15 protein-coding genes are annotated in these 23,206 nt (G+C 34.0%); 6 read left to right on the top strand and 9 right to left on the bottom strand.

From position 1 onward, the window contains the following. Positions 1–63: 63 nt before the first annotated feature. The 5 genes from yidD to RT99_RS19195 all read right to left on the bottom strand — a co-directional run bounded on the left by yidD (position 64) and on the right by RT99_RS19195 (position 4,355). Positions 64–303: a membrane protein insertion efficiency factor YidD gene (gene yidD / locus RT99_RS19215; protein WP_041519756.1), complete on the bottom strand. Its 240-nt coding sequence runs from the start codon at positions 301–303 to the stop codon at positions 64–66. A 22-nt stretch (positions 304–325) separates the two neighbouring features. Continuing rightward, positions 326–1,804 carry a cysteine--tRNA ligase gene (cysS, locus tag RT99_RS19210; protein WP_042566364.1) on the bottom strand — a complete coding sequence of 493 codons (1,479 nt, stop codon included), beginning with the start codon at positions 1,802–1,804 and terminating at the stop codon, positions 326–328. 50 nt (positions 1,805–1,854) lie between these two features. Then, a complete protein-coding gene (locus RT99_RS19205; RefSeq protein ID WP_042566363.1) occupies positions 1,855–2,244 on the bottom strand; it encodes a four helix bundle protein in 390 nt (129 codons plus the stop codon). Positions 2,245–2,279: 35 nt separating this feature from the next. Then, complete coding sequence (gene folE, locus RT99_RS19200) at positions 2,280–2,951, bottom strand: GTP cyclohydrolase I FolE (RefSeq protein ID WP_042566362.1); 672 nt, start codon at positions 2,949–2,951, stop codon at positions 2,280–2,282. Between the two features lie 210 nt (positions 2,952–3,161). Then, complete coding sequence (locus tag RT99_RS19195) at positions 3,162–4,355, bottom strand: pyridoxal phosphate-dependent aminotransferase (RefSeq protein ID WP_042566361.1); 1,194 nt, start codon at positions 4,353–4,355, stop codon at positions 3,162–3,164. 122 nt (positions 4,356–4,477) lie between these two features. Here RT99_RS19195 and RT99_RS19190 point away from each other — a divergent pair, with 122 nt between their 5' ends. The 5 genes from RT99_RS19190 to RT99_RS19170 all read left to right on the top strand — a co-directional run bounded on the left by RT99_RS19190 (position 4,478) and on the right by RT99_RS19170 (position 12,200). Beyond that, positions 4,478–5,803, top strand: a complete 1,326-nt coding sequence (locus RT99_RS19190; RefSeq protein ID WP_042566360.1) for a PDZ domain-containing protein — start codon at positions 4,478–4,480, stop codon at positions 5,801–5,803. A gap of 133 nt (positions 5,804–5,936) precedes the next feature. Beyond that, complete coding sequence (locus tag RT99_RS19185; protein WP_042566359.1) at positions 5,937–8,570, top strand: gliding motility-associated C-terminal domain-containing protein; 2,634 nt, start codon at positions 5,937–5,939, stop codon at positions 8,568–8,570. Positions 8,571–8,599: 29 nt separating this feature from the next. Next, a complete protein-coding gene (locus RT99_RS19180) occupies positions 8,600–9,535 on the top strand; it encodes a type IX secretion system membrane protein PorP/SprF (RefSeq protein WP_042566358.1) in 936 nt (311 codons plus the stop codon). A gap of 10 nt (positions 9,536–9,545) precedes the next feature. Next, the gene (locus RT99_RS19175; protein WP_042566437.1) at positions 9,546–11,678 is read left to right on the top strand and encodes an OmpA family protein; all 2,133 of its coding nucleotides are present in this window, start codon (positions 9,546–9,548) and stop codon (positions 11,676–11,678) included. A 39-nt stretch (positions 11,679–11,717) separates the two neighbouring features. Then, positions 11,718–12,200 carry a hypothetical protein gene (locus RT99_RS19170; protein ID WP_042566357.1) on the top strand — a complete coding sequence of 161 codons (483 nt, stop codon included), beginning with the start codon at positions 11,718–11,720 and terminating at the stop codon, positions 12,198–12,200. Between the two features lie 306 nt (positions 12,201–12,506). Here RT99_RS19170 and RT99_RS19165 read toward each other — a convergent pair whose 3' ends face one another. Continuing rightward, positions 12,507–12,887 carry a DUF1573 domain-containing protein gene (locus RT99_RS19165; protein WP_042566356.1) on the bottom strand — a complete coding sequence of 127 codons (381 nt, stop codon included), beginning with the start codon at positions 12,885–12,887 and terminating at the stop codon, positions 12,507–12,509. A gap of 244 nt (positions 12,888–13,131) precedes the next feature. On the opposite strand from RT99_RS19165, the gene RT99_RS19160 reads away from it, so the two are divergent. Next, a complete protein-coding gene (locus RT99_RS19160) occupies positions 13,132–15,768 on the top strand; it encodes a valine--tRNA ligase (RefSeq protein ID WP_042566355.1) in 2,637 nt (878 codons plus the stop codon). An 83-nt stretch (positions 15,769–15,851) separates the two neighbouring features. On the opposite strand, the gene RT99_RS24810 is transcribed toward RT99_RS19160, so the two are convergent. From RT99_RS24810 to RT99_RS19145, 3 genes are all read right to left on the bottom strand, one after another. Beyond that, positions 15,852–18,767 carry a S8 family serine peptidase gene (locus RT99_RS24810; RefSeq protein WP_082036985.1) on the bottom strand — a complete coding sequence of 972 codons (2,916 nt, stop codon included), beginning with the start codon at positions 18,765–18,767 and terminating at the stop codon, positions 15,852–15,854. Between the two features lie 473 nt (positions 18,768–19,240). Continuing rightward, positions 19,241–20,560 (bottom strand): APC family permease, encoded by a 1,320-nt coding sequence (locus RT99_RS19150; protein WP_042566354.1) that lies wholly within the window; start codon positions 20,558–20,560, stop codon positions 19,241–19,243. 176 nt (positions 20,561–20,736) lie between these two features. Continuing rightward, entirely contained in the window at positions 20,737–23,031 is a 2,295-nt protein-coding gene (locus tag RT99_RS19145) for a TonB-dependent siderophore receptor (protein ID WP_042566353.1), read from the bottom strand. Between the last annotated feature and the right edge of the window lie 175 nt (positions 23,032–23,206).

The raw sequence follows: 23,206 nt of genomic DNA, 5'->3' as shown, positions 1-23,206 counted from the left end.
AATTATATTGTTTTTTGTATTGTAAAAATAAAACTTTAAAACAGAGTAAATCTTTATTTAAAGTTAATGTTTATGCGAGCATTTCTTTTCCGGAACCGGATCGTAACCTGTTCTTCCCCACGGATGACAGCTCAAAATGCGTTTCATTCCCAGATATCCTCCATAAAATAATCCGTGTGTTTGTAAAGCCTGAATCATATAGCTGGAACAGGTTGGTTCAAATCTGCAGCTTGCCGGTGTAAAAGGCGAAATTGCAGTTTGGTAAAAACGTACTAATAAAACAAATGGAGTAATTACTTTCATGATTTATTAGAAATTGAGTTTGTTATATTGAAAAACTGGTTCCTTCTTTTCCGTCTTTCAACTGAATGCCCAAAGCAATCAACTGATCACGAATTTGATCTGAAAGTGCGAAGTTTTTATCGGCTCTGGCCTGATTTCTCATTCCGATCAGCATATTTACAACGCCTTCTAATTTATCATTATTACTGTCAGCAGCTTTATCGTCACTTAAACCTAAAACATCAAAAACAAAAGCATTCATTGCTGTTGAAAATGTTTTTAAATCTTCAGTAGAAATGGTTTCTTTTCCTTCTTTAAGTAAATTGACATAACGAACTGCCTCAAATAATTGTGCAATTAAAATAGGCGTATTAAAATCATCGTTCATTGCATCGTAGCACAATTGTTTCCATGATGCAATATCTATAGAGCTTGTTGCGCCTGCATTAATATCTGTCAATGCATCAACCGCTTCCATCAATCTTTTATATCCTTTTTCTGCAGCAACAATAGCATCATCAGAAAAATCCAGTATACTTCTGTAATGCGCCTGCAACATGAAAAAACGTGTTACAGAAGCTGAAAAAGCTTTGCTTAAAATATTGTTGTCCCCACTTAATATTTCACCTGGTAAAATATTATTTCCGGTTGATTTTGCCATTTTTTTACCATTTAAGGTAAGCATATTGGCATGCATCCAGTAATTTACCGGCGATTGACCTGTACAAGCTTCGTTTTGAGCAATTTCACATTCGTGGTGAGGAAATTTTAAATCCATTCCACCTCCGTGAATGTCAAAATGATTACCTAAGTATTTTGTACTCATTGCAGTACATTCAAGATGCCAGCCCGGAAAACCATCACTCCACGGCGAAGGCCATCTCATGATGTGTTCTGGTTCTGCCTTTTTCCAAAGTGCAAAATCCTGTGGGTTTCTTTTGTCTGACTGACCATCAAGATCACGGGTATTGGCCAGCATGTCTTCGATATTTCGACCGCTTAAAACGCCGTAATTGTTGGTTTCGTTATATTTTACAACATCAAAATAAACAGATCCGTTGGCTTCATAGCCAATTCCGGTATCAATAATTTTTTTGATGATTTCGATTTGTTCAATAATATGCCCGGTTGCTGTTGGCTCAATACTTGGTGGTAAAAAATTAAATGATTTCAAAATATCATGAAAATCTACCGTGTAGCGTTGCACAACTTCCATTGGTTCAAGTTGCTCTAATCGTGCTTTTTTTGCAATTTTATCTTCGCCTTCATCAACATCATCTACAATATGGCCAACATCAGTAATGTTTCGAACATAACGCACTTTATAATCCAGATGTAAAAAATATCGGAAAATAACGTCAAACGACATAAATGTTCTCACATTTCCTAAGTGTACATTGCTGTAAACTGTAGGTCCGCAAACATACATTCCAACATTTCCTTCATGAATTGGATTGAAATTTTCTTTTTCACCCGAAAGTGAATTGTATATTTTTAGAGGCTGTGTTGTATATAATGGCATTATTTAAATGTTTATTGTTTTTGGTTTGTTGTTTTTTGTTCGTTGAAATGTTATTTGAATTTTAGACCTTTGATTTCGCAATTGTTTAAATAATTCATCATTGCTCCAATTTTGTTTTTTACTAATTCAACCGTTTCGTTCAATTGTAAATGTTGTTGTTCAGAAATCAATTTTTTATCAAAAGCTCTGTATGATTGTGATTTTACTTCGCCAGCTGAACCTTTTGCAATACTCAGGAATTGAATGAATTCTCTATTGCCATTTCGTTCAAATCCTTCGGCAATATTATCCATTATAGATCCTGAACTCCTATCGATTTGATCTTTCAAAGAATAATTTGTCTTTAAATTTGTGTTTTGTATGAGAAATTCAATCTGTTGACATATTAGTCGAGCTAATCTCCAAATTTCCAGATCTTCAAATTTCTGTATTTTCCCCATAACAACAAACTATAAACTAAAAACAATAAACTTTTTTAGAACTGAGTCTCTAATTTAATATAATCTAAAAACTCTCTTTTAGTTTGAGGATCTTTAAATTTCCCACCAAATTCAGAAGTTACGGTACTGCTTTCGATGTCCTTAATTCCTCTTGAGTTTACACAAAGGTGTTTTGCATCGATAACGCAGGCAACATCTTCAGTTCCTAAAGCTTTTTGTAATTCCTGAACAATCTGCATCGTTAAACGCTCCTGAACCTGAGGTCTTTTTGCGTAATATTCTACAATTCGATTCATTTTAGATAAACCAATAACTCTTCCGCTTGAAATATAAGCAACGTGAGCTCTACCAATAATTGGCAGTAAATGGTGTTCGCAAGTAGAATAAACAGTGATGTTTTTTTCTACAAGCATTTCGCCATATTTGTAATTATTATCAAAAGTAGAAGCTTTTGGCTGTTTTGCAGGATTTAAACCACCAAAAATCTCCTTTACAAACATTTTTGCTACTCGGTTTGGAGTACCTTTTATGCTGTCATCTGTCAAATCCATTCCAAGAGTCTGTAGAATGTTTTCAACATCTTTTTTTATTTTTTCTATTTTTTCATCATCAGTTAAATCAAAAGCATCCTGTCTCACAGGGTTTTTCGCATTACTACTAAAATGATTGTCTCCTATTTCGTCTAAAAAATCTTCGTTATTTGTCATTAAAAACTACTATTATAATGGGTATATCTTTTTAAGGCGGTAAAGATAATTAATAAAAAGGAAACATTTTCTATCGTTTTTACTATTTAATCATCCATTTTTGGATATAATTTAATTAAAGCAAAACCTGTATTTTTTTTAAATACAAAAGACAATAACAGTTAAGTTATTGTCTTTTTAATGGTTGTTGATGTGTTTAGTTGTTATTTTCTATTTGTTGTAAACCAATAGCGCTTCTTTCAAAATATTTACAGCGGTAACTAAATCTTTTTTATTTAAAACATAAGCAATACGCACCTGATTTAATCCCATTCCCGGAGTAGAGTAAAATCCGGCTGCGGGAGCGACCATAACGGTTTCGCCGTTTAGATTGTAACTTTCTAAAAGCCATTGTGCAAAATCTTCTGAATTGTCAATTGGCAATTGAGCAATGCAGTAAAAAGCACCTTTTGGTTTGGTTACAATTACGCCTTCAATTTTATTTAATTCGGTAATCAAAGTATCACGACGGCTTTTGTATTCTGCAATAACTTCGTCAAAATAACTTTGAGGTGTATCTATAGCGGCTTCACAAGCAATTTGCTCAATAGTTGGCGGGCTTAAACGTGCCTGGGCAAATTTCATTACAGTTGCAAGAACCATTTTGTTTTTAGTAACCAAACAGCCAATTCTCGCGCCACACATACTGTAACGTTTTGAAACTGAATCGACCATAATAACGTTTTGGTCTACATCTTCTAAATTCATTACAGAAAAATGCTCATCATCGCCATCGTACAAAAACTCACGATAAACCTCATCTGCAATTAAATACAAATCGTGTTTTTTAATTAAACTCGCTAATTGCTTAATTTCAGTTTCAGAATATAAATATCCGGTTGGATTTCCCGGATTACAAATTAAAATAGCTTTTGTTTTAGAAGTAATTAGTTTTTCGACATCTTCAATACTTGGCAAAGCAAATCCAGTTTCGATTGTCGAAATTACAGGCACTACTGTTGCGCTGGTTGATGATGCAAATGCATGATAATTAGCGTAAAACGGTTCCGGAATGATGATTTCATCTCCTGGATCTGTAATTGTGGCCAGTGCAAAAAGTAAAGCTTCAGAACCACCAGTTGTTACAATGATGTCTTCTGGGTTAACATTTACATTTTGACGTTGGTAAAATTTAGCTAATTTTTTTCTATAACTTTCATATCCGGCAGACGGACTGTATTCTATAAGAGTTAAATCAATATTTTTTACCGCCTCGATGGCCACTTCGGGTGTCTTGATATCCGGTTGACCAATGTTTAAATGATACACTTTATGTCCTTTTTGTTTTGCAATATCTGCATAAGGAGCAAGTTTACGTATCGGTGATTCGGGCATGTTTCTGCCTTTGTTTGAAATTGTTGGCATGTGTTTAATTATTGAAGTGCAAATTTGCATTTTTTTTTCGAATTTAACGTAAACATTAACGGCTCTTGTAAAAATGTAACAATAATCAATATATTTACTAATTTTATAATAAAATATTATCAATGAAAAAATATATTGTGTTGTTTTTTGGGCTTTTGTCAGTTTTATCGTTAAAAGCACAAAGTGATTTTTTAATTGAAAACAATCGTAAAAAGGTTATTATTCCTTTTAAATTGATTAATAATCTTGTTTTTATTCCGATAAAAGTAAACGGCGTTGAATTGAATTTTTTACTCGATTCAGGAGTCGAAGAAACCATTTTGTTTAGTATGGAAGAAATGCAGGAAGTAAGTTTTAATAATATAGAAAAAATAAAGCTGAGAGGTTTAGGAAGTGAAGAAGAAATCGAAGGATTAAAATCAACAAACAATATTCTGGAAACTCATGGTATAAAATCCAGCAATCATTTGGTTTATATTATTTTAGATCAGAGTTTTAACTTGTCTTCTCACATCGGTATTCCGGTAAACGGAATTATCGGACATAAATTTTTTAAAAATAATTTAGTCGAAATTAATTATCAAAAAAAGAAGGTTATCGTTCATTTAAATAACGATGAAACAAGGCAAAAATTAGATAAAAAATTTAAAGCAGTTCCTATTACGATTGAAAGATCGAAACCTTATATTTATACAACAGCAGTTTCAAACGGTGAAGAAATACCCGCTAAATTGCTTATTGATATAGGAAATAGTGATGCATTCTGGATTTTTGAAAACAATAAAATAAAATTGCCACAAAAGAATTTTCCTGATTTTTTAGGAAAAGGTTTTAGTGGTGATATTGAAGGACATCGGGCAAAATTGGAAAAATTTTCTATTGCCGATTTCGAATTTAAAAACCCAATTGTTTCTTTTCCGGATTCGACTTCTATTCGAAATGTAAAAATGGTGCCGGATCGTATTGGTTCTGTTGGCGGTGAAATTTTAAAACGATTTACTTTGGTTTTAGATTATGCAGACCGAAAATTATATCTTAAAAAAAACACCAAATTTTATGAACCCTTTACCTATAATAAAAGCGGAATTACGATTCAGCATAATGGTTTACAATGGGTTCAGGAAACAGTTCATTTACAAACAGTACAAGTTGCATCATCAGTAAGTGAGTTGGAGGATAGAGAAAAAAATAATGATAATTTCAGATATAAATTTCTTTTGAAGCCAGTGTATGAAATCATAAATATTCGTAAAAATTCTGCGGCTGATAAATGTGGACTTCAAAAGGGAGATATAATAGTAAGTATCAATAAAATATTACCTTATAAATATTCTCTTCAACAAATAAATAATCTTTTAAAGTCTGAAGAGGATGCCTGGATTAATATGGAAATAGAGAGAAATAGTTTGATTTTAAAATTTCGATTCAGGCTGGAAGACGAATTATAATATTCGTATTAAAAGAGAAGTTAACGAGATTTTTTTTGACCTTGCTCTTATTTTTTGACGAAATTAATAAGAAAATTAAGTTTTTTGATAAATTGGCGTAATATTTTTATTATGTTTATCAAAAATATAATTTATGGTCAAAAAATACGCTAATTTCTTACAAGTTGTCTTGTTTTTTGTTTTTTTATCATTACTATCAACAACCACTTACGCTCAATGTGCGGGAAATGATGCAACATTGACAATTTGTGATTATGATAGTGCTGCAAACGCATCTGTTAATTTATATTCTTTGTTAGGACCATCGGCGACTCCGGGTGGTACATGGTCTGATGATTATGATATGGGAGGATTGGATCCTGCAACTGGATTCTTAAATGTACATGCTATTTCCTATAGTGGTGTATTTAGTTATACCTATACAGTAGATGGCATTGCAGGCTGTACAGATAATTCATCAACCGTTTATGTTACAATTGGCGGTTATACGGGAAAACCTTCTCAAACAATAATTTGTTCTGCATTAGGTACTTATAATCTTTTTCAGGCTTTTGATGGTAGATTTCTCAGTCCGTTGCTTAATGGAAAATGGCATGATAACAGGACTAATAAGGATATTGAGGAATCTGTTAATGTTAAGGAGTTAAGCGGACTTTACTCTTTTACTTACAGGATGGATACTGAGGGAACCTGCGTGGCTCCACCTCAGGCAACCGTATTTGTAAAAGTTGTAAGAGCACCAGAAGCCGGAGATGCGAAACCTCCTTTATTGATTTGTAGCGATGCGATAACTAATTATACCAATTATGACTTGTATAATATGCTTACAAATGCAGATCCCAATGGTATCTGGACCGATATGGGACCTCGACCAACCGGAGAATTAACTTTTGCCGGAGATCATATTATAGACCTTGAAAAAATTTACAACCGATTTGGGGCAGGCACCTATAATTTTAATTACAGCGTTCCATCCCCGGAAGCAGTTTGTAATGCTGATAATCAGCAAATAACAATTAAAATCGAAAGAAAACTGGATCTTACTGGTGCAACGCTTGTTGTTAGCCCTGATATATGCGAAACAGAAATTCCAACGACAACGTATGCTGCCAGACTTACAAAAGGTCCGGCTGCGATTCCAAATGGAACTTATGACGTGAGATTTAGTGTTTCAGGACCAAATGCTGGTATAGAAACGGTTACAGCAAATTTTACCAACGGAGTTCTTCTTTTTCCAATAAAATCAGATTATTTTAAACAGGTTGGAGATTTTACAGTAACAATACTTGATGTATATGCCCAGAATAGCGAAAGAGCCTGTACCAATGTTAGTAATAATTTATCAGATGTACTTCACATTTACCCAATCCCTGATCTGACGGGAGCAAAAATTGATCCAATAAAAACGTGTCAGAATGCTGATGCTGTGGCAGTAATATCAAATGCAGTAAAAATTATTGACGGTATTTATGACCTTCGTTATAATATTTCAGGAGCCAATACAGCCAATTTCCAGACAGTACGTGTTACGTTTACAGGTGGCGTGGCAAGTTTTACAATTCCGGATATATTAAATTCACGAAGCGGAAATGGTGTAATAACAATTACCAATATAACCCATGTAATATCACTCTGTACAAATACAGCAAATTTAAAGGGAAATATTGTTATAAATCCGTTACCGAATAGTGCCAATTTGAAAATACAAATTGCTAATGTTTGTTTTGGAGATGCGGTTTCGGCTTCAGTTTCAGGATTAGGAAATTTAACAGACGTAACATTATCCTATACGCTTTCCGGAAGTAATCCATCAGCAGTACAGACTATTGTGTTAAATCCAACAGGCGGAAATGCTTCTTTTATAATTCCTTCCACATTACTTTTAAATACAGGAACCACAACTGCAACAGTTACAAATTTAATAAATAACGCTACAACATGTGGAGTTAATGTAAGCGGAGTTGCCGATCCGTTTACTATAAACCCAATTCCTGTGGCGCCAACTGCTATTAATCAGGAATTTTGTAAAGTTGATGGTGCGACAATTGCTAATTTACAGCCCAATGGTGCGCAGTATAAATGGTATGATTCAGCGACATCTGCAACACCATTTGCAGATACTTATGTTTTACAGTCAGGCAATTACTGGGTAAAAGTAACAACATCCAATTGTACATCAGAGCCTACTATGATAACAGTTACCATAAATGATACACCCGCTCCGGTCTTAAATACAGACGGACAGAATTTTTGCGGATTAAATACCCCAACCGTTGCAGATTTATCTAACAACACCAATGTTCCTGCAACAATAGTTTGGTACGATGCGCCAAACAACGGAAATTTATTGCCGTCAACAACTGCTTTAACAGAACAGGGAAGATATTATGGTTTTGATTTTTCGGGCACAAGTGATTGTTTTTCTTATGATTATCTCGAAGTAACGGTTACATTAACAGATTGCGATGATGTGCCGAATGACTTTTTTATTCCTGACGGATTTTCTCCAAACGGAGATGGTGTAAACGACACTTACGTCATTCCGAATATTGAATTTTTATATCCAGATTATACAATTGAAATTTTTAACAGATACGGAAACGGAATGTATAAAGGGCATAAAAATAAACCGGGATGGGATGGTTTAAATTATGAAAGAGAAGGAATTGGCAGCGGAATGGCGCCAAACGGAGTCTATTTTTATATTCTGAATTTTAATAAAGACAATCGACCTCCTAAACAAGGCCGTCTTTACTTAAACAGATAATTCCTTTTTACTTTTTAATAATACATTCAATGAAAAACATAATAATTTTTATAAGTTTTTTCTTTTATATAACATCAATATCCGCACAGCAGGATCCGGAATACACACATTATATGTACAATATGAGTGTTGTAAATCCGGCATATGCAACAGGAATGCCGGCAATGATTAATCTGGGCGGATTGTACAGAACACAATGGGTTGGCGCAGTTGGTGCTCCTAAAACGTTTACCTTTTTTGGTCACACAGCCATAAATGATAAAGTCGAAGTAGGTTTGTCATTAATATCTGATGATATTGGCGACGGGGCAAAAAAAGAAAATAACGTCTACGCTGATTTTGCCTATGTACTTAATTTGGGAGGACAAAACAGACTTTCATTAGGTTTAAAAGCAGGATTTTCGTCTATTCAGACCAATTTTAATGGTTTTGTTTTGCAAAGTGGCGATACCTCAACAGATTTGGCTTTCGCCGAAAATGTAAACGTAACCAAACCCAATATTGGAGTAGGAGCTTACTTTTTCAGAAACAATTTTTATGTCGGATTATCAGCGCCAAACTTATTAAATACGAAACATATCGAAGAAAAATCAGGAATAAACGCCTTCGGATCAGAAGATATTCATACCTTTTTAACCGCCGGATATGTTTTCCAAATCAATGAAAAGGTGAAGTTAAAACCCGCCTTCATGACCAAATATGTTACTGGCGCGCCACTTTCTATAGATATTACGGCCAATGTTTTGTATAATAATAAATTTGAATTTGGTGCTGCGTATAGAATCGATGATGCTATAAGCGGCTTAGTAAATATTAATGTTACGCCGTCTCTTAGAGTTGGTTATGCATACGATTATACACTTTCAAATTTAGGACAGTTTAATTCAGGAACACACGAAATTATGCTGCTTTTTGATCTGGATTTATTAGGAAAAGGATTTGATAAATCACCTAGATTCTTTTAAAATGAAAAATATGAAAAAACTACTCGTTATTATATTCGTATTTTCAATACAGTTTGTAAATGCGCAAGATCAGGAATTGATCAGAGCTAAACGGTTTTTTGATAAAACCTATTACAGCGAAGCCATTATTTTATATCAAAAACTGGCAGAAACCAAACCTTCGCAGGAAGTAATTAAAAATCTGGCCGATTCTTATTATTATACAAATGACTTAATCAAAGCACAGCGTTATTACAGGCTTTTGGTCACTAATTATAACAAAGATTTAGACAGACAATATTATTTTAGATATGCTCAAACCTTAAAAGCAAGTAATAGTTATGCCGACGCAAATGTTGTTTTAAAAGAATATTATGCGAAATCAGCCAATAGCCAGGATTCTGTTTATTTTCAGAAAGAATTAAAAGAACTTGAAAATGTATCAGCAATTGGGAACAGATTTGACATCAAAAATCTCGCAATAAATACACCGAATTCCGAATTTGGAGCTGTTAAATACAAAGACAATCTGGTTTTTGCAGGCGTGAAATTAAAACCCGGATTGTTCGACAAAAAATACAAATGGGACAATGAAACTTATTTGAATCTGGTAAAGGTTCCGGTTGAAAATAGTAATTCTGCAGAAACAATTGTGACATATTTTGCCGACGAATTAAAAACAGGCGTACACGAAGCCAACGCTATTTTTACAAAAGATGGAAAAACCATTTATTTTACCCGAAATAATTCTAAAAACGGAAGCAAGAAAAAGAACGATCAGAAAATTTCAAATCTTCAAATTTTCAAAGCCGAATTGGTTGAAGGAAAATGGAAAAATATTGTTTCACTTCCATTCAATAGTCCGAATTATTCTGTAGAACATCCGGCTTTGAGTGCCGATGAAAAAGTATTGTACTTTGCCTCTGACATGCCCGGAAGTTTAGGTTCATTTGATATTTATTCGGTAAACATTAATAAAGGAGCTTTTGATACGCCAAAAAATCTTGGACCAATTATCAATACAGATAAAAGAGAACAATTTCCGTTTGCCTCTGATGATAATAAACTTTATTTTTCTTCAGATGGACATTTAGGATATGGATCGCTGGATGTTTTTGTTTCTGATATTACAGGAAATGAATATTCAAAACCAACCAATATCGGTTTACCATTAAATTCAAATTTAGATGATTTCTCCTTTAATATCAATTCAAATACCAAAGAAGGATATTTTGCATCAAACAGAGAAGGAGGAAAAGGAAGCGACGATATTTATCAATTTAAGGAAATCAAAGATCTAATTGTCGAAGATTGTAAGCAATTTATCGCAGGAACAATTACAGATATTGATACAAAACTGGTGCTTGAAAACGCAACAGTAATTTTGCAGGATTCAGAAAATAAAACCCTGAATACGATTACAACTTCTGCAGATGGAAAATTTAGTTTTACAGTTGCATGCGAAGCTGGTTATAAGGTCTCGGCTTTCAAGGAAAAATACACAAATGAGTCCGTAACTTTATCTTTGGACAAAACCAGAAATAAAACAAACGATGCATCTTTGGCGTTAAAATCTTTAGATGCAATTAAACTGGAAGAAAAAGAAAATGCCGAAAAGAAAAGAAAACAGGAAATTATTATAGAAGAAGAGAATAAGAAAAAAGAGGCTTTGGTGGCTGTTCAATTAAAAGAAAAAGAGAAAAAAGCCAAAGAAGCAGCAATTGTCGCAGCTGAAGTTAAAAAGAATGAAAAAGTAAAACAGATTTTAGAACAGGAAAAAGATGTCATAAAAGATGATAAAAACAGATTGATCATCAAAACAGATCCAATTTATTTTGATTACAATATGTGGTATATCCGTAAAGAATCAAAAGTGGTTTTGAGCAGGGTTGTGTTTTTAATGAACAAATATCCCGGAATGGTAATCGAAATTGGATCACATACAGACTCGCGTGGAAATGCAAAATTTAATGAAGATTTGTCGCAAAAAAGAGCCAATTCAACAAGGGAATTCATCATTCAATCCGGAATAGATTCAAAGAGAGTTACTGCAAAAGGTTATGGGGAATCTGTACCGATTATAAAATGTAAAACCGATGATGCCTGTTCAGAAGAAGATCATGAATTGAACAGAAGAAGTGAATTTGTAATTAAAAATTTGTAAATTCATCGACGTATAATAACTATTGAATTTAATATAATTATGAAAAAACTAGTCATACCATTTTTGCTTCTGACCTTAGTCGGATTTCAAAGCTGTAAAAAAGAAGAAAAACAAAAAGAAATCGAAGCTGTTAAAGCTGAGGGAGAAAAGATTGTAAGCAGTGAATGCTATAAGGCCATATACGAAAAAGATACAATAGATTTAAAATTGAATACCTTAAAAAACGGAAAATTAACCGGAGATATGGTAATGAAAGTGGCGCCTTCAACAGTAAGAACGGGTGAAGTTGCTGGAGAATTTCATGGTGATACATTATTTGTAGACTATACATTTAAAGAGCTGGCAAGCAAAGACAGAATTTTTAAAAATCCAATGGCACTTTTAAAACGTGATAAACAGTTGATTTTAGGAAATGGTACAATGCAGACAACAATGGGGGTAACGTACTTAGTAAAAGACAAACCTATTGATTTTGAACGTGTAAAATATAAATTTGAAAGTGTTGAATGCACTGACAAATAAAACGTCATAGTAAACCCGACAGGTTTTAAAAACCTGTCGGATTTATTACGCGTAATTATCTTTGTCAAAGTTTGAACTTTGACAAAGATTTACTCATAAAAGCAACGTAATTATTGTAAATATAGCCAATGGTTTTAACCATTGGGCGTATATTGTTTCGCCTTGTATTGTGTCCCACGGTTGAAACCGCGGGCTATGGTTGGAAATATAAAAGAATAAAAATGTGTAATGTATTTGTCATTTATGAAAAGACATAAAAAAGCCGCTTCATTTGAAGCGGCTTTACTATTTTTAGAATGTAATTTTTTATAAAACTTCCCCTTTAATTTTTAGGGCAACTCTACCATCAGGATAATTTACAGCGTTGGTTTCTACAGTAATTGTTTTACGAATAGGACCTGCAGCCATATTATATTTCACATCGATTTTTCCTTTTTTACCCGGCATAATTGCAGCAGCAGGTTTTGTAACGACGATCGTGCTTACTGTTGATTCTGCAGATGTAATTAATAATGGGGCGTCTCCGGTGTTTGTAAATTCAAAAGAGCGAACTCCATTATCACTTTTTGATATTTTCCCATAATCAACTGTATTGTCCGGTGCCGAAAATTCAATTTTTGGACCGTTCTGCGAATAACCTATTGCACTAAATAATACTATTACAATAAAAGTGGCAACATTTTTCATTTTGAAATTGTTTTTAAGTTGTAAGTAAATATACTTTGTTTTAATTAATACACAAATTATTATTTCGCTTTTTATAGTGTACTTAATTATTTACTTTTGCTGTCAGTTATAATTACAAAAATTGAACCAATTTTTTTTATTGTTAATTTGTTTAACTGTTTAATCGTTTCATTGATTAAGCTTAGACGATTAAACGAAGTAACAAATTAACGATTAAACATATCCACGATTAAACAATCTATAAATGAGTATTCCAGCACAATTTGACGCTAAAACGATCGAGAATAAATGGTATGATTACTGGATGAAAAATAATTATTTTCATTCGGAGCCAGATCATAGAACACCTTATACAATTGTAATTCCGCCACCAAACGTGACAGGAGTCTTGCACATGGGACATATGTTGAATAATACAATTCAGGATGTTTTAATTCGTAGAGCGCGTCTTAAAGGTTTCAACGCCTGTTGGGTTCCGGGAACGGATCACGCATCGATTGCGACTGAAGCAAAAGTTGTTGCAAAATTAAAAGCGGAAGGAATCAATAAAAATGATTTAACCCGTGAAGAATTTTTGGCGCACGCCTGGGAATGGACAGATAAATACGGTGGCGTTATCCTGGATCAGCTTAAAAAACTGGGAGCATCATGCGACTGGGAAAGAACCAAATTTACGATGGACCCAGATATGTCTGCATCTGTAATTAAATCATTTGTAGATTTATACAACAAAGGATTAATTTACAGAGGATACCGAATGGTAAACTGGGATCCGGAAGCAAAAACAACGCTGTCTGACGAAGAAGTTATTTATGAAGAACAACAAGGAAAATTATTTTTCCTAAACTATAAAATTGAGGGAACTGAGGAATTTTTAACCATTGCCACAACACGTCCTGAGACTATCTTTGGAGATACTGCTATTTGTATCAACCCAAATGATGAGCGTTTTACACATTTAAAAGGTAAAAGCGCCATCGTTCCTATTTGTGGTCGAGTAATTCCGATTATCGAAGATGAATATGTTGATGTAGAATTCGGAACCGGATGTTTAAAAGTAACTCCGGCGCATGATGTAAACGATAAAGCATTAGGAGAAAAACACAATCTTGAAATCGTTGATATTTTTAATGAAGATGCTACGCTAAATAGTTTCGGATTACATTATCAGGGGAAAGATCGTTTTGTGGTTCGTACCGAAATTGCAAAAGAGTTAGAAGAAATTGGAGCTTTGGCAAAAACCGAAATCCATTTGAATAAAGTAGGAACATCTGAAAGAACCAAAGCGGTAATCGAACCAAGATTATCAGACCAATGGTTTTTAAAAATGGAAGATTTAGTAAAACCGGCAATTAAATCAGTTTTAGAAACGGGAGAAATTAAATTACATCCAAAACGTTTCGAAAACACTTATGCGCATTGGTTAAACAATATTCGTGATTGGAATATCTCACGTCAATTATGGTGGGGACAACAAATCCCGGCTTATTATTACGGAGACGGAAAAGAAGATTTCGTAGTTGCAGAAAACATCGAAGATGCGTTAAAATTAACACAGGAAAAAACTAACAATCAACAATTAACAATTAATAATTTAACACAGGATGTTGATGCGTTAGATACGTGGTTTTCGTCATGGTTGTGGCCGATGTCAGTTTTTGGTGGAATAATGGATCCGGAAAGTGCAGATTATAAATATTATTATCCAACAAATGACTTGGTTACAGGTCCGGATATTTTGTTTTTCTGGGTTGCGAGAATGATTATTGCAGGTTACGAATATGCAGGTGAAAAACCGTTTACAAACGTATATTTAACTGGTTTAGTTCGTGATAAACAACGTCGTAAAATGTCTAAATCATTAGGAAATTCTCCTGATCCTTTAGATTTGATCGATAAATTCGGAGCTGATGGAGTTCGTGTAGGATTGCTTTTAAGCGCTTCTGCAGGAAACGATATTATGTTTGATGAAGAATTATGTAATCAGGGAAAAGCATTTTCGAATAAGATTTGGAATGCATTTAAATTGATTAAAGGGTGGGAAGTTTCAGAAACTATTTCGCAGCCGGAATCATCAAAAGTAGCAATTGAATGGTTTGAGGCTAAATTGCAGCAAACATTAGTTGATATTGAAGATAATTTCGAAAAATACAGAATTTCAGATTCATTAATGGCTATTTATAAATTGGTTTGGGATGATTTCTGTTCTTGGTTTTTAGAGATGATCAAACCGGCGTACCAACAGCCAATCGATAAAGCAACGTTTGATAAAGCAATCGAAATGTTAGAAAGTAACCTGAAATTGCTTCACCCATTTATGCCTTTCTTAACTGAGGAAATTTGGCATTTAATTGCTGACAGAACTCCGGAAGAAGCTTTAATCGTTTCGACCTGGCCAGAATTAAAACCATTTAATACGAATTTAATTGCTGATTTTGATAATACAATTGAAGTAATTTCTGGAATCAGAACGATCAGAAAAGATAAAAATATTCCGTTTAAAGATGCTATCGAATTGAAAGCAATCAACAGCGAAAACATTTCGACTTATTTTGATTCAATCGTAACGAAATTAGGAAATATTTCTGCTTTCGAATATGTTTCTGCTAAAGTAGACGGAGCATTATCTTTCCGTGTAAAATCAAATGAATATTTCATTCCGATTTCAGGAGGAAATATTGATGTTGAAGCTGAAATTGCAAAATTATCTGCGGAATTAGTTTACACGCAAGGTTTCTTAAAATCGGTTCAGGCAAAATTGTCTAACGAAAAATTTGTTGCCGGAGCACCTGAAAAAGTTTTAGCAAACGAAAAACAAAAAGAAGCTGATGCTTTGGCTAAGATTGCTACAATCGAGCAGAGTATTGCTGGATTGAAATAAGAATCAGATTTTCTTTTAAATATAAAATCCCAATACTAAATTTAGTATTGGGATTTTTTTTAAAATAATTTAAATCTCAGAAATTAGTTTTTAATGATCTTTCTGGTAGTTACAATTCCTTTATCAGAAATAAACTGAACTATATAGATTCCAGGAGTTTGTTTTGCGATATTCACATTAAATTCTGTTTCTTTATTGGTTTTTTCTTCAAAAACAACACCATTATAAAGGCTTGATATTTTTAAAGTTCCCTGTTCGGCATTGTTGATGCTAATTTTAAAAATGCCGTTTGTTGGATTAGGATAAATCGTAAATACTCTGGAATCTTCTGCTTCTTTAAGTACGATTTCATCAGTTTTAGTGTTAGGTTTGTCAGCTTTTACAAGAGCAAAACGTTCACCGCCTTCTAATTCACCTTTTAAGGCATCTTCCTGAATGACATCTAAAGTAATTTGTTCCTCGGCAGGAAAGTCTCTTGCTACCCTAAAATCAAATGTTATCCCAAAAGTTTCTCCATTATCGATAGGTAAATTAGTAATTGCCGCTTCTGCCGAAGTGATCAGAATTTTATTTTTATCGATAATTTTCACACTTCTCAGGCTTCCATTAGATTCTGCTCTTTCAAATAAACGTGCATCAAGAGTAGCTTCTATAGTTCCGCCTAATTCGAAGAAATTGTTTTTAAGGTTTTCATTAAATCCTTTATCCAGAAATCTAATATTTACAGATTTAGATTTTATTCCCCTAATAAAAACGGCTGTTGGCGCTACAACATCAGTAGTATTTAAATTGTAAACACTCAGGTTTTTCCAGGCAATATTATTGTTGTTTTTAGCATTTGGAGCAATACTGCCATTAACTTCATTAAACATTGGATCACCAAAAGATTCAATTCTGGCTGCTAAACAAAAATGATGCTGGTCAAATGAAAAATCACCTGGGTTTGGCGGATACCACGGAATCATAACAATTGCACTGCTGCCTGCAGTTATGGCCGGAATATTAACTTCGCCAATTAGATCGCCATGTAATACGCCAAGTACACTAAAATTAATAAAGTTAGTAGGCCATGTTAGTCCTGTAGATGCCTTGGCAAAATATAGTTTTACTTTTGAAGCAGAACTTGTAGCGGTTCCTCTGTTATAAACTCTAATGTATACGGCATTTGGTGAACTTGTTTTATATTCAGGATTTTGATGTACAAGTCCTGCATCAATATTTTGTCTTACCCAAATATCATCGCTTATCCACATAGGTCCTGAATCCGGATTGGGTTGTACACCAGTATCAAATGGTCTGTCTTTTATATAAAGATCAGCCAGCGGAGGCACTATTCCGGTAACAATAACAGAATATTTTTGAAGGCTGTTTACCAAAGTTCCTTTATGAGAAATACTTATCGTGTAGTTGCCAGCAGCCCCAATGATCTTGATTCTCTCAAACGGATCCCTGGTATTATCACCCAATGTGTTTGTGGTGGCTGTTAACAATTTGTAAGGAAAAGTAGTTCCCGCTGTATTGGTTACGCGAATATCGAGATCGTTTACCAATTTGGCAGTACCAATATTTGGTGTGCTTCCAAAATAAGCTGCACCTGCGGGATCTGTCCATGAAATTGAAGCAATCAAAGGATTTACACCATCAGATGTTACCGTAAAACTATAATTTGCTCCGTTATTTAATGTGTTTTCGTCGATAATAGCATTCGTTCCTTTTTTTGTAATAGTTTCGGCTGCAAATTTTGCATTTAGTAATCCCCATCCAAAAATAGCATCAGGACCAACCGGACCGGCATCGTCTGCGGTATGTAATGCCAATCCTTTTAAGGTTGCAGCACGCATAAACCCGCCGGTTTTGTTTTTGTAATGTTGTTGCAGCAAAAGCAATGTTCCGGTAACGTTGGGAGACGCCATCGAAGTTCCGGTTGCGTTTCCGTAACTGCTATTTGTTAGTGGTGTTATTACAGATGTAAGCGTAGCGGTCGAATACAGCAAAGTCCCGTTTCCGGTAAGATCCGGCTTGATTCTTAAATCGTCTGTAGGACCCTGACTGCTGGAGGCATTAATAGTAACACTTGATAATGCTCCAGTACTGCTTATTACAGCATCATTAGCATTTGCAATTACAAGATTGTTTTTGCAGGTAGCAAATCCAGTCAGCTTATCATAGCTTGCACCTCCTATAGGGCTTGGATTTGCAGTGTTGTCATTACCATCATTTCCCGCAGCTTTTACCATTAAGTAGTACGGCGCATTAAACATTACGTTATCCCAATCTCTTGCAATGGTTTGGTAAGCACCAAATTGCCATGGAGCAATTAAAATAGGCCCTCCCGGAGAACTTCTTGTTGCCCATCCATAAGAATGATTGGATAATAACATTCCGCTTGAACCAGCTGCTGCTGTGGCTTCAGACAAATCACTATTCCAATCGTTGGTTCTGGCATTTGCCTGATAAGCCATTCCTTTTGCCTGCGCTACCACACCTGCAGCAACGATAGTACCTGTAACGTGATTGGCATGCTGACTATTGTTGTTTGCCGGATTAATAACGGTGGCACCATCTAAAATAGAAACCCTTCCGCCAAATTCGTTATGAGTAGGTAGTGTAGCGCCACCATCCCAAACATAGGCTGTCATGGTTTGTCCGTTGAGTGTAAGACCCAAACCACCACCGGAATTTAAATAATTTGTTCGGGTTGATTTTGCTGCGTCGGCATTTTCAGGAGTAAAGTAAATTGGCGACTTTCCGTCCGGAGTAACGTCCATCAACTCACTTTGCGTCCCGTCTTTATTAATAATGGTCAGGCTCCAGCCATTAGTTCGGGCAAGACTTATTGCTCTTTCCTTATTTCTATCTGCCTCCGCTTTGTATTTTATACTTAAAGCTTCGAGTTCTGCGACATTTGTTTCAGACTTAATCTTTTCAATATCATTTTGCGTTTGGGAATACATGATTCCGCAAATCAGGAAGAGAATAATTTGGTATAAATTTTTCATATGATTTTTTGATTTTTAAGGATAAATTTTTTCATGATTTGTTCTTTGGAAAAAAAAGGGAGGACTTCTGTCATTTGTGATTTGACAGAATACGTAAAACAAAGTGGTTTTCATTTTCATAATTCTGAGGATTAAATGGTTAGTAAGAAAAACTTTTAAAATATTGTTTCTATAATTTTATTTACAAACTAATATAGTTTTGTATGAATTTACTTCAACAATAACAAATCTCGTTAAAGTAAACGAAGTGAAATAGCGTATAAATACCTGATTTTTAAGTTGTTGATATTTTTTAAAAATAATTCCCCAAAATCCTGCTTAAGAAGAATAAATAAAGGCGTGAGATCCTTTTATAGATAGCTGAACTTTTCCCTTTTATGTAGAAAAAGTAAATGAGGCTTCAAAAAAGAGCAAAAAAAAACCGTCTCAATTAAGAAACGGTTCTAACTTTATTTTAAAGATTCAGAATAGTATTATGTGTTTTTCTTTCGATTTAAAACCAAAAATAAAGGGTAAGAAACGGCTGTAATTCCCACAATAATCACAAAGCTTTTAGGATCACTAAAAATAAAACCAATCAATAATGCAAAAGAAGCTATAATAGCAATTATCGTACTCCATGGATGCCAAAAGGAGCGATAAGGTCTTGGTAAATCCGGTTCGGACTTTCTTAGTTTAATCAAAGAAAAATAAGCCAATCCCCAAACAATAATAGAGGTGAAGGCAGCAAAAGAAAACAGGACTTCAAATGAACCAATACAAATTAAAAACAAACTGAAAAGTGACGAAACCAAAAGCGCAACAATAGGAGTTCCGCCTTTGTTGACTGTTGTACCTTTTTCGATAAAAAAACCATCGCGGCTTAATCCGTATAAAATTCTTGGAGGGATCATCATAAAGGCATTCAGAATACTAATCAAAGAAAAAATAGAAATTACGGTAACGATAATTGCACCGTTTTTTCCAAAAATAATATTGGCGACATCGGCAGCAGCCAAATTAGATTTTGCTACAGTTTCAATGGGCAAAATATAGAAAAAAGCAATGTTTATCAGAACATAAATAGCTATAACAAGCAATACACCGCTATATAAAGATTTCGGGATATTTTTGCCCGGATTTTCATTTTCTTCTGCAAAAAAACAAACAGCGTTCCAGCCATTATAAGTTCCGATGATCAGTTGAAGAGACTTAAAAAATCCAAATAATAACCCAATTTGAAAGACAGTATTATTTTTCGGAATTGGATCTAATTTTACACCTGAATACATAAAACAAGCCACAACTAAAGCCACAAAACAAATCACTTTTAAAAAACTGGTTATTTGCTGAATAACACTTCCGTTTTTTACTCCGCTTAAATGCAATAAAACAAAGGCAATTAATAGTGAAATGGCAATTTCGGTCGAAAAATTAGCCAGACCCGGAAACAGAATTATAAGATATTCACTAATTACGATACAATAAAAAGCAGGCGGAATGGCATTGGTAATATAATCAAACCAACCTGAAAGAAAACCGGCATAATTGCCAAAAGCTCTTTTGATGTAATTGTAAGATCCTCCGGCTTTTGGTAGCATTGTAGCCAGTTCTGCATAAGAATTGGCACCAATTAAAACATAAATTCCGCCAATAAGCCATGAAGCAATAATAAGCCAGTAATTGTCAAGCATTCCTGCAATTGTGCCCGGTGTTCTTAAAATTCCAACTCCAATTGTTCCTCCAATTAATACGGCAATATTAAAACTTAATCCTAAACTTTTCTTTAATTGGTTCTTTTTGGAATCTGACATATTTGGGGTTTAAATTTGTAGTGATTTATACAAACAAAAGTAATTATAAAATGAGACACATTTTTAACAAAATAAAAAACCTCAACTTTTGCAAGATGAGGTTTAAAATTTCCAAAAGAACATTCTAATTTCTAGTAATCAGAAAACCCTGAATGGAGAAAATCTAATTCAAAATTTTAGAATTTATAACGTAAACTAGTCATTACCTGACGAGGCGCGATTGGGTTTACACTATAATTTTCGTGAACTGTATAATTCAATTCATTTGTAATGTTTGATAATCGGCATAAGATTGAGAATTTTTTCCATTCATATCCAAGAGAAGCATCTATAGTAACGTATCCTTCCAAGGGAATATCACGATCTCTAATCGTTACAGTATATGTTTTTGGATTGGTTGCAGGCGTGTTTTCTGTCCATAAATAATCATCATTCCATCCTCCTGTACGATCTCCAACATAGTTTCCAATAGCTCCAAAAGTCACTCCTTTTAATAAACCGCTTGGCAATTTGTAGAAAAAGCTCAAATTGGCAGTGTTTTTTGGAGTTCTTGCTAAAACATCTCCAACAACAAGACTTCCGCTTGTGCCAGATGATTTAGATACTTTGGTTTCATTAAAACTATAACCAGCCATAATGTTCAAACCTTCTAAAGGTGTCGCAGTAATATCTATTTCTACTCCTTTTCCTTTTGTAGCTCCAACTAATTCTTTTAGATTAGTATTAACGTTTTGTGTAACACCGTCTGATAAATATTGAGCTGTTTGCGCTAAATTGTTATTGGTAATTTGATATAATGTTACGTTTGTAGTCAAAAGACCTTTGAAGAAATCTTTTTTTACACCAACTTCATACTGATCTATAATAGATGGGTCTAATGGTTGTGAATCTACGGTTGTTCCTGTATTTGGGGTAAAAGAGTTGGAGTAACTTGCAAATAAAGACAAATCTTTAGTTGGCTGAACTACCAATCCAGCCTTAGGTGAAAAAGCTTTGCTAATAGATTTAGTACCAATTACTGGTAGTGCATCTTCGTAAGCAGTTGTAATGACGTTTACATTATTCTTTTTCTCTATCACTTCTTTTGTAGTGGTAGCTTCGCTTTGCTGCCATGACCAACGTAATCCCGCCAGAACTTTTATGTATTGATTTATCGAAACTAAATCTTGAAAATATGCTCCAAAACGTTGCGTTTCTGTACTTGTTAATTGAGTAGTTCTTGCTGGATAAGGAATAACAGTATTTTGTGTGCTATAATCGTAAGTATATAAGTTTATAGCGGTAGCTTCTGTTGTTAAAAGGTCTGCAGGTTTTCCAGGAGCATAGAATCCAAAAGTATAACTTGGAGCTAAAGAGTTTTCGTAGTCAGCACCAGTGAAAATTTGGTGTTTTACACTTCCTGTATTGAAAGTTCCCTGTAAACTTAACTGGTCGCCAAAAATTTGTTCGGCTGCGTCAGCTTTTGTTAAACCACGTTTCCAATTTCCATTAGCATCGATTGTACTTAACTGTGCTGTAGATGTTTGAGTTCTGCGGTAAGATTGGTAAGAAGAATTAAAATTTAATTTCCAGTTTTTATTAAAATCATGGTTAAATAATAAAGAAGCGCTGGAAGATTTAGTATTTGCAGTAGACCAAAGTGCTCCGAAGAACTCGTTACGAGGCAAGTCTAAAATTGTTTTTCCGTAGATTCCGGTTCCAAAATCCGGAGTCCAGTCAGCACTTAAATAATCTCCTTGTAATGTGATTTGTGTTTTATCTGAGACATGAAATAAAAACGAAGGATTGATATAAATACGTTCGTTTTTTACATAATCTCTAAAGCTTTCTGAGTTTTCATACGACCCTGTAAATCTGTAGGCAATAGATTTATTTAAAGGTCCGTAAAAGTCAATAGATGGCTTATAATAAGAGTAACTTCCCATTTGCATAGAAACTTCTCCACCGCTTGTAAATTTTGGTGTTTTGGTAACTAAATTCATAATTCCGCCAGGAGCAACATTTCCATACAATAAAGCTGAACCTCCTTTTAAAAATTCAACTTTTTCTAAAGAAGAAACTTCAGGTATAGAACCGGCATTATATCGAAAACCATTTTTAAACATATTATTGGCACTCATATCATATCCTCTTGAAAAGAATGATTCCTGTGCGCCACCACGAGCAGATCCTACATAAACACCATTAAGGTTTTTTACTACTTCACTTAATCTAATTGCTTGTTGTTGTTCGATTACTTCGCTGCCAACAACCTGAACACTTTGTGGCAAGTCCATTACTTTAATTCCCGAACGTGCTGCCGAAATTGGTTTTTTAGGTTTATTGGCTGTGATTAAAACTTCATTAAGAGTTTCTCCTTTTTTGTTTTTTACAGTATCGTTTGCTGTACTATTATCTATACTTGTGTAATCTTGGCTATAAGAAGCAGCAAAACTTATCAAGGCTAAGAATAGTATTAAATTATGTTTCATGGTATTTATTTAGATTCAATAAAAATTACGAATGCAAATATAGAGATCTGATGACCTTAACAAAAAATTATGAGGTAATTATCTTGATTAAAGTTTTATTAATATTGTCTTAAGATTAGCTTAAGATTTTGCTTTTGCTATTTTTATTTTATATCGCATTATATGCCTAAAAACA

The sequence above is a fragment of the Flavobacterium sp. MEB061 genome (assembly GCF_000834715.1).
GTDB lineage: Bacteria > Bacteroidota > Bacteroidia > Flavobacteriales > Flavobacteriaceae > Flavobacterium > Flavobacterium pectinovorum.
This window is presented reverse-complemented; position numbering and strand designations above follow the sequence as displayed.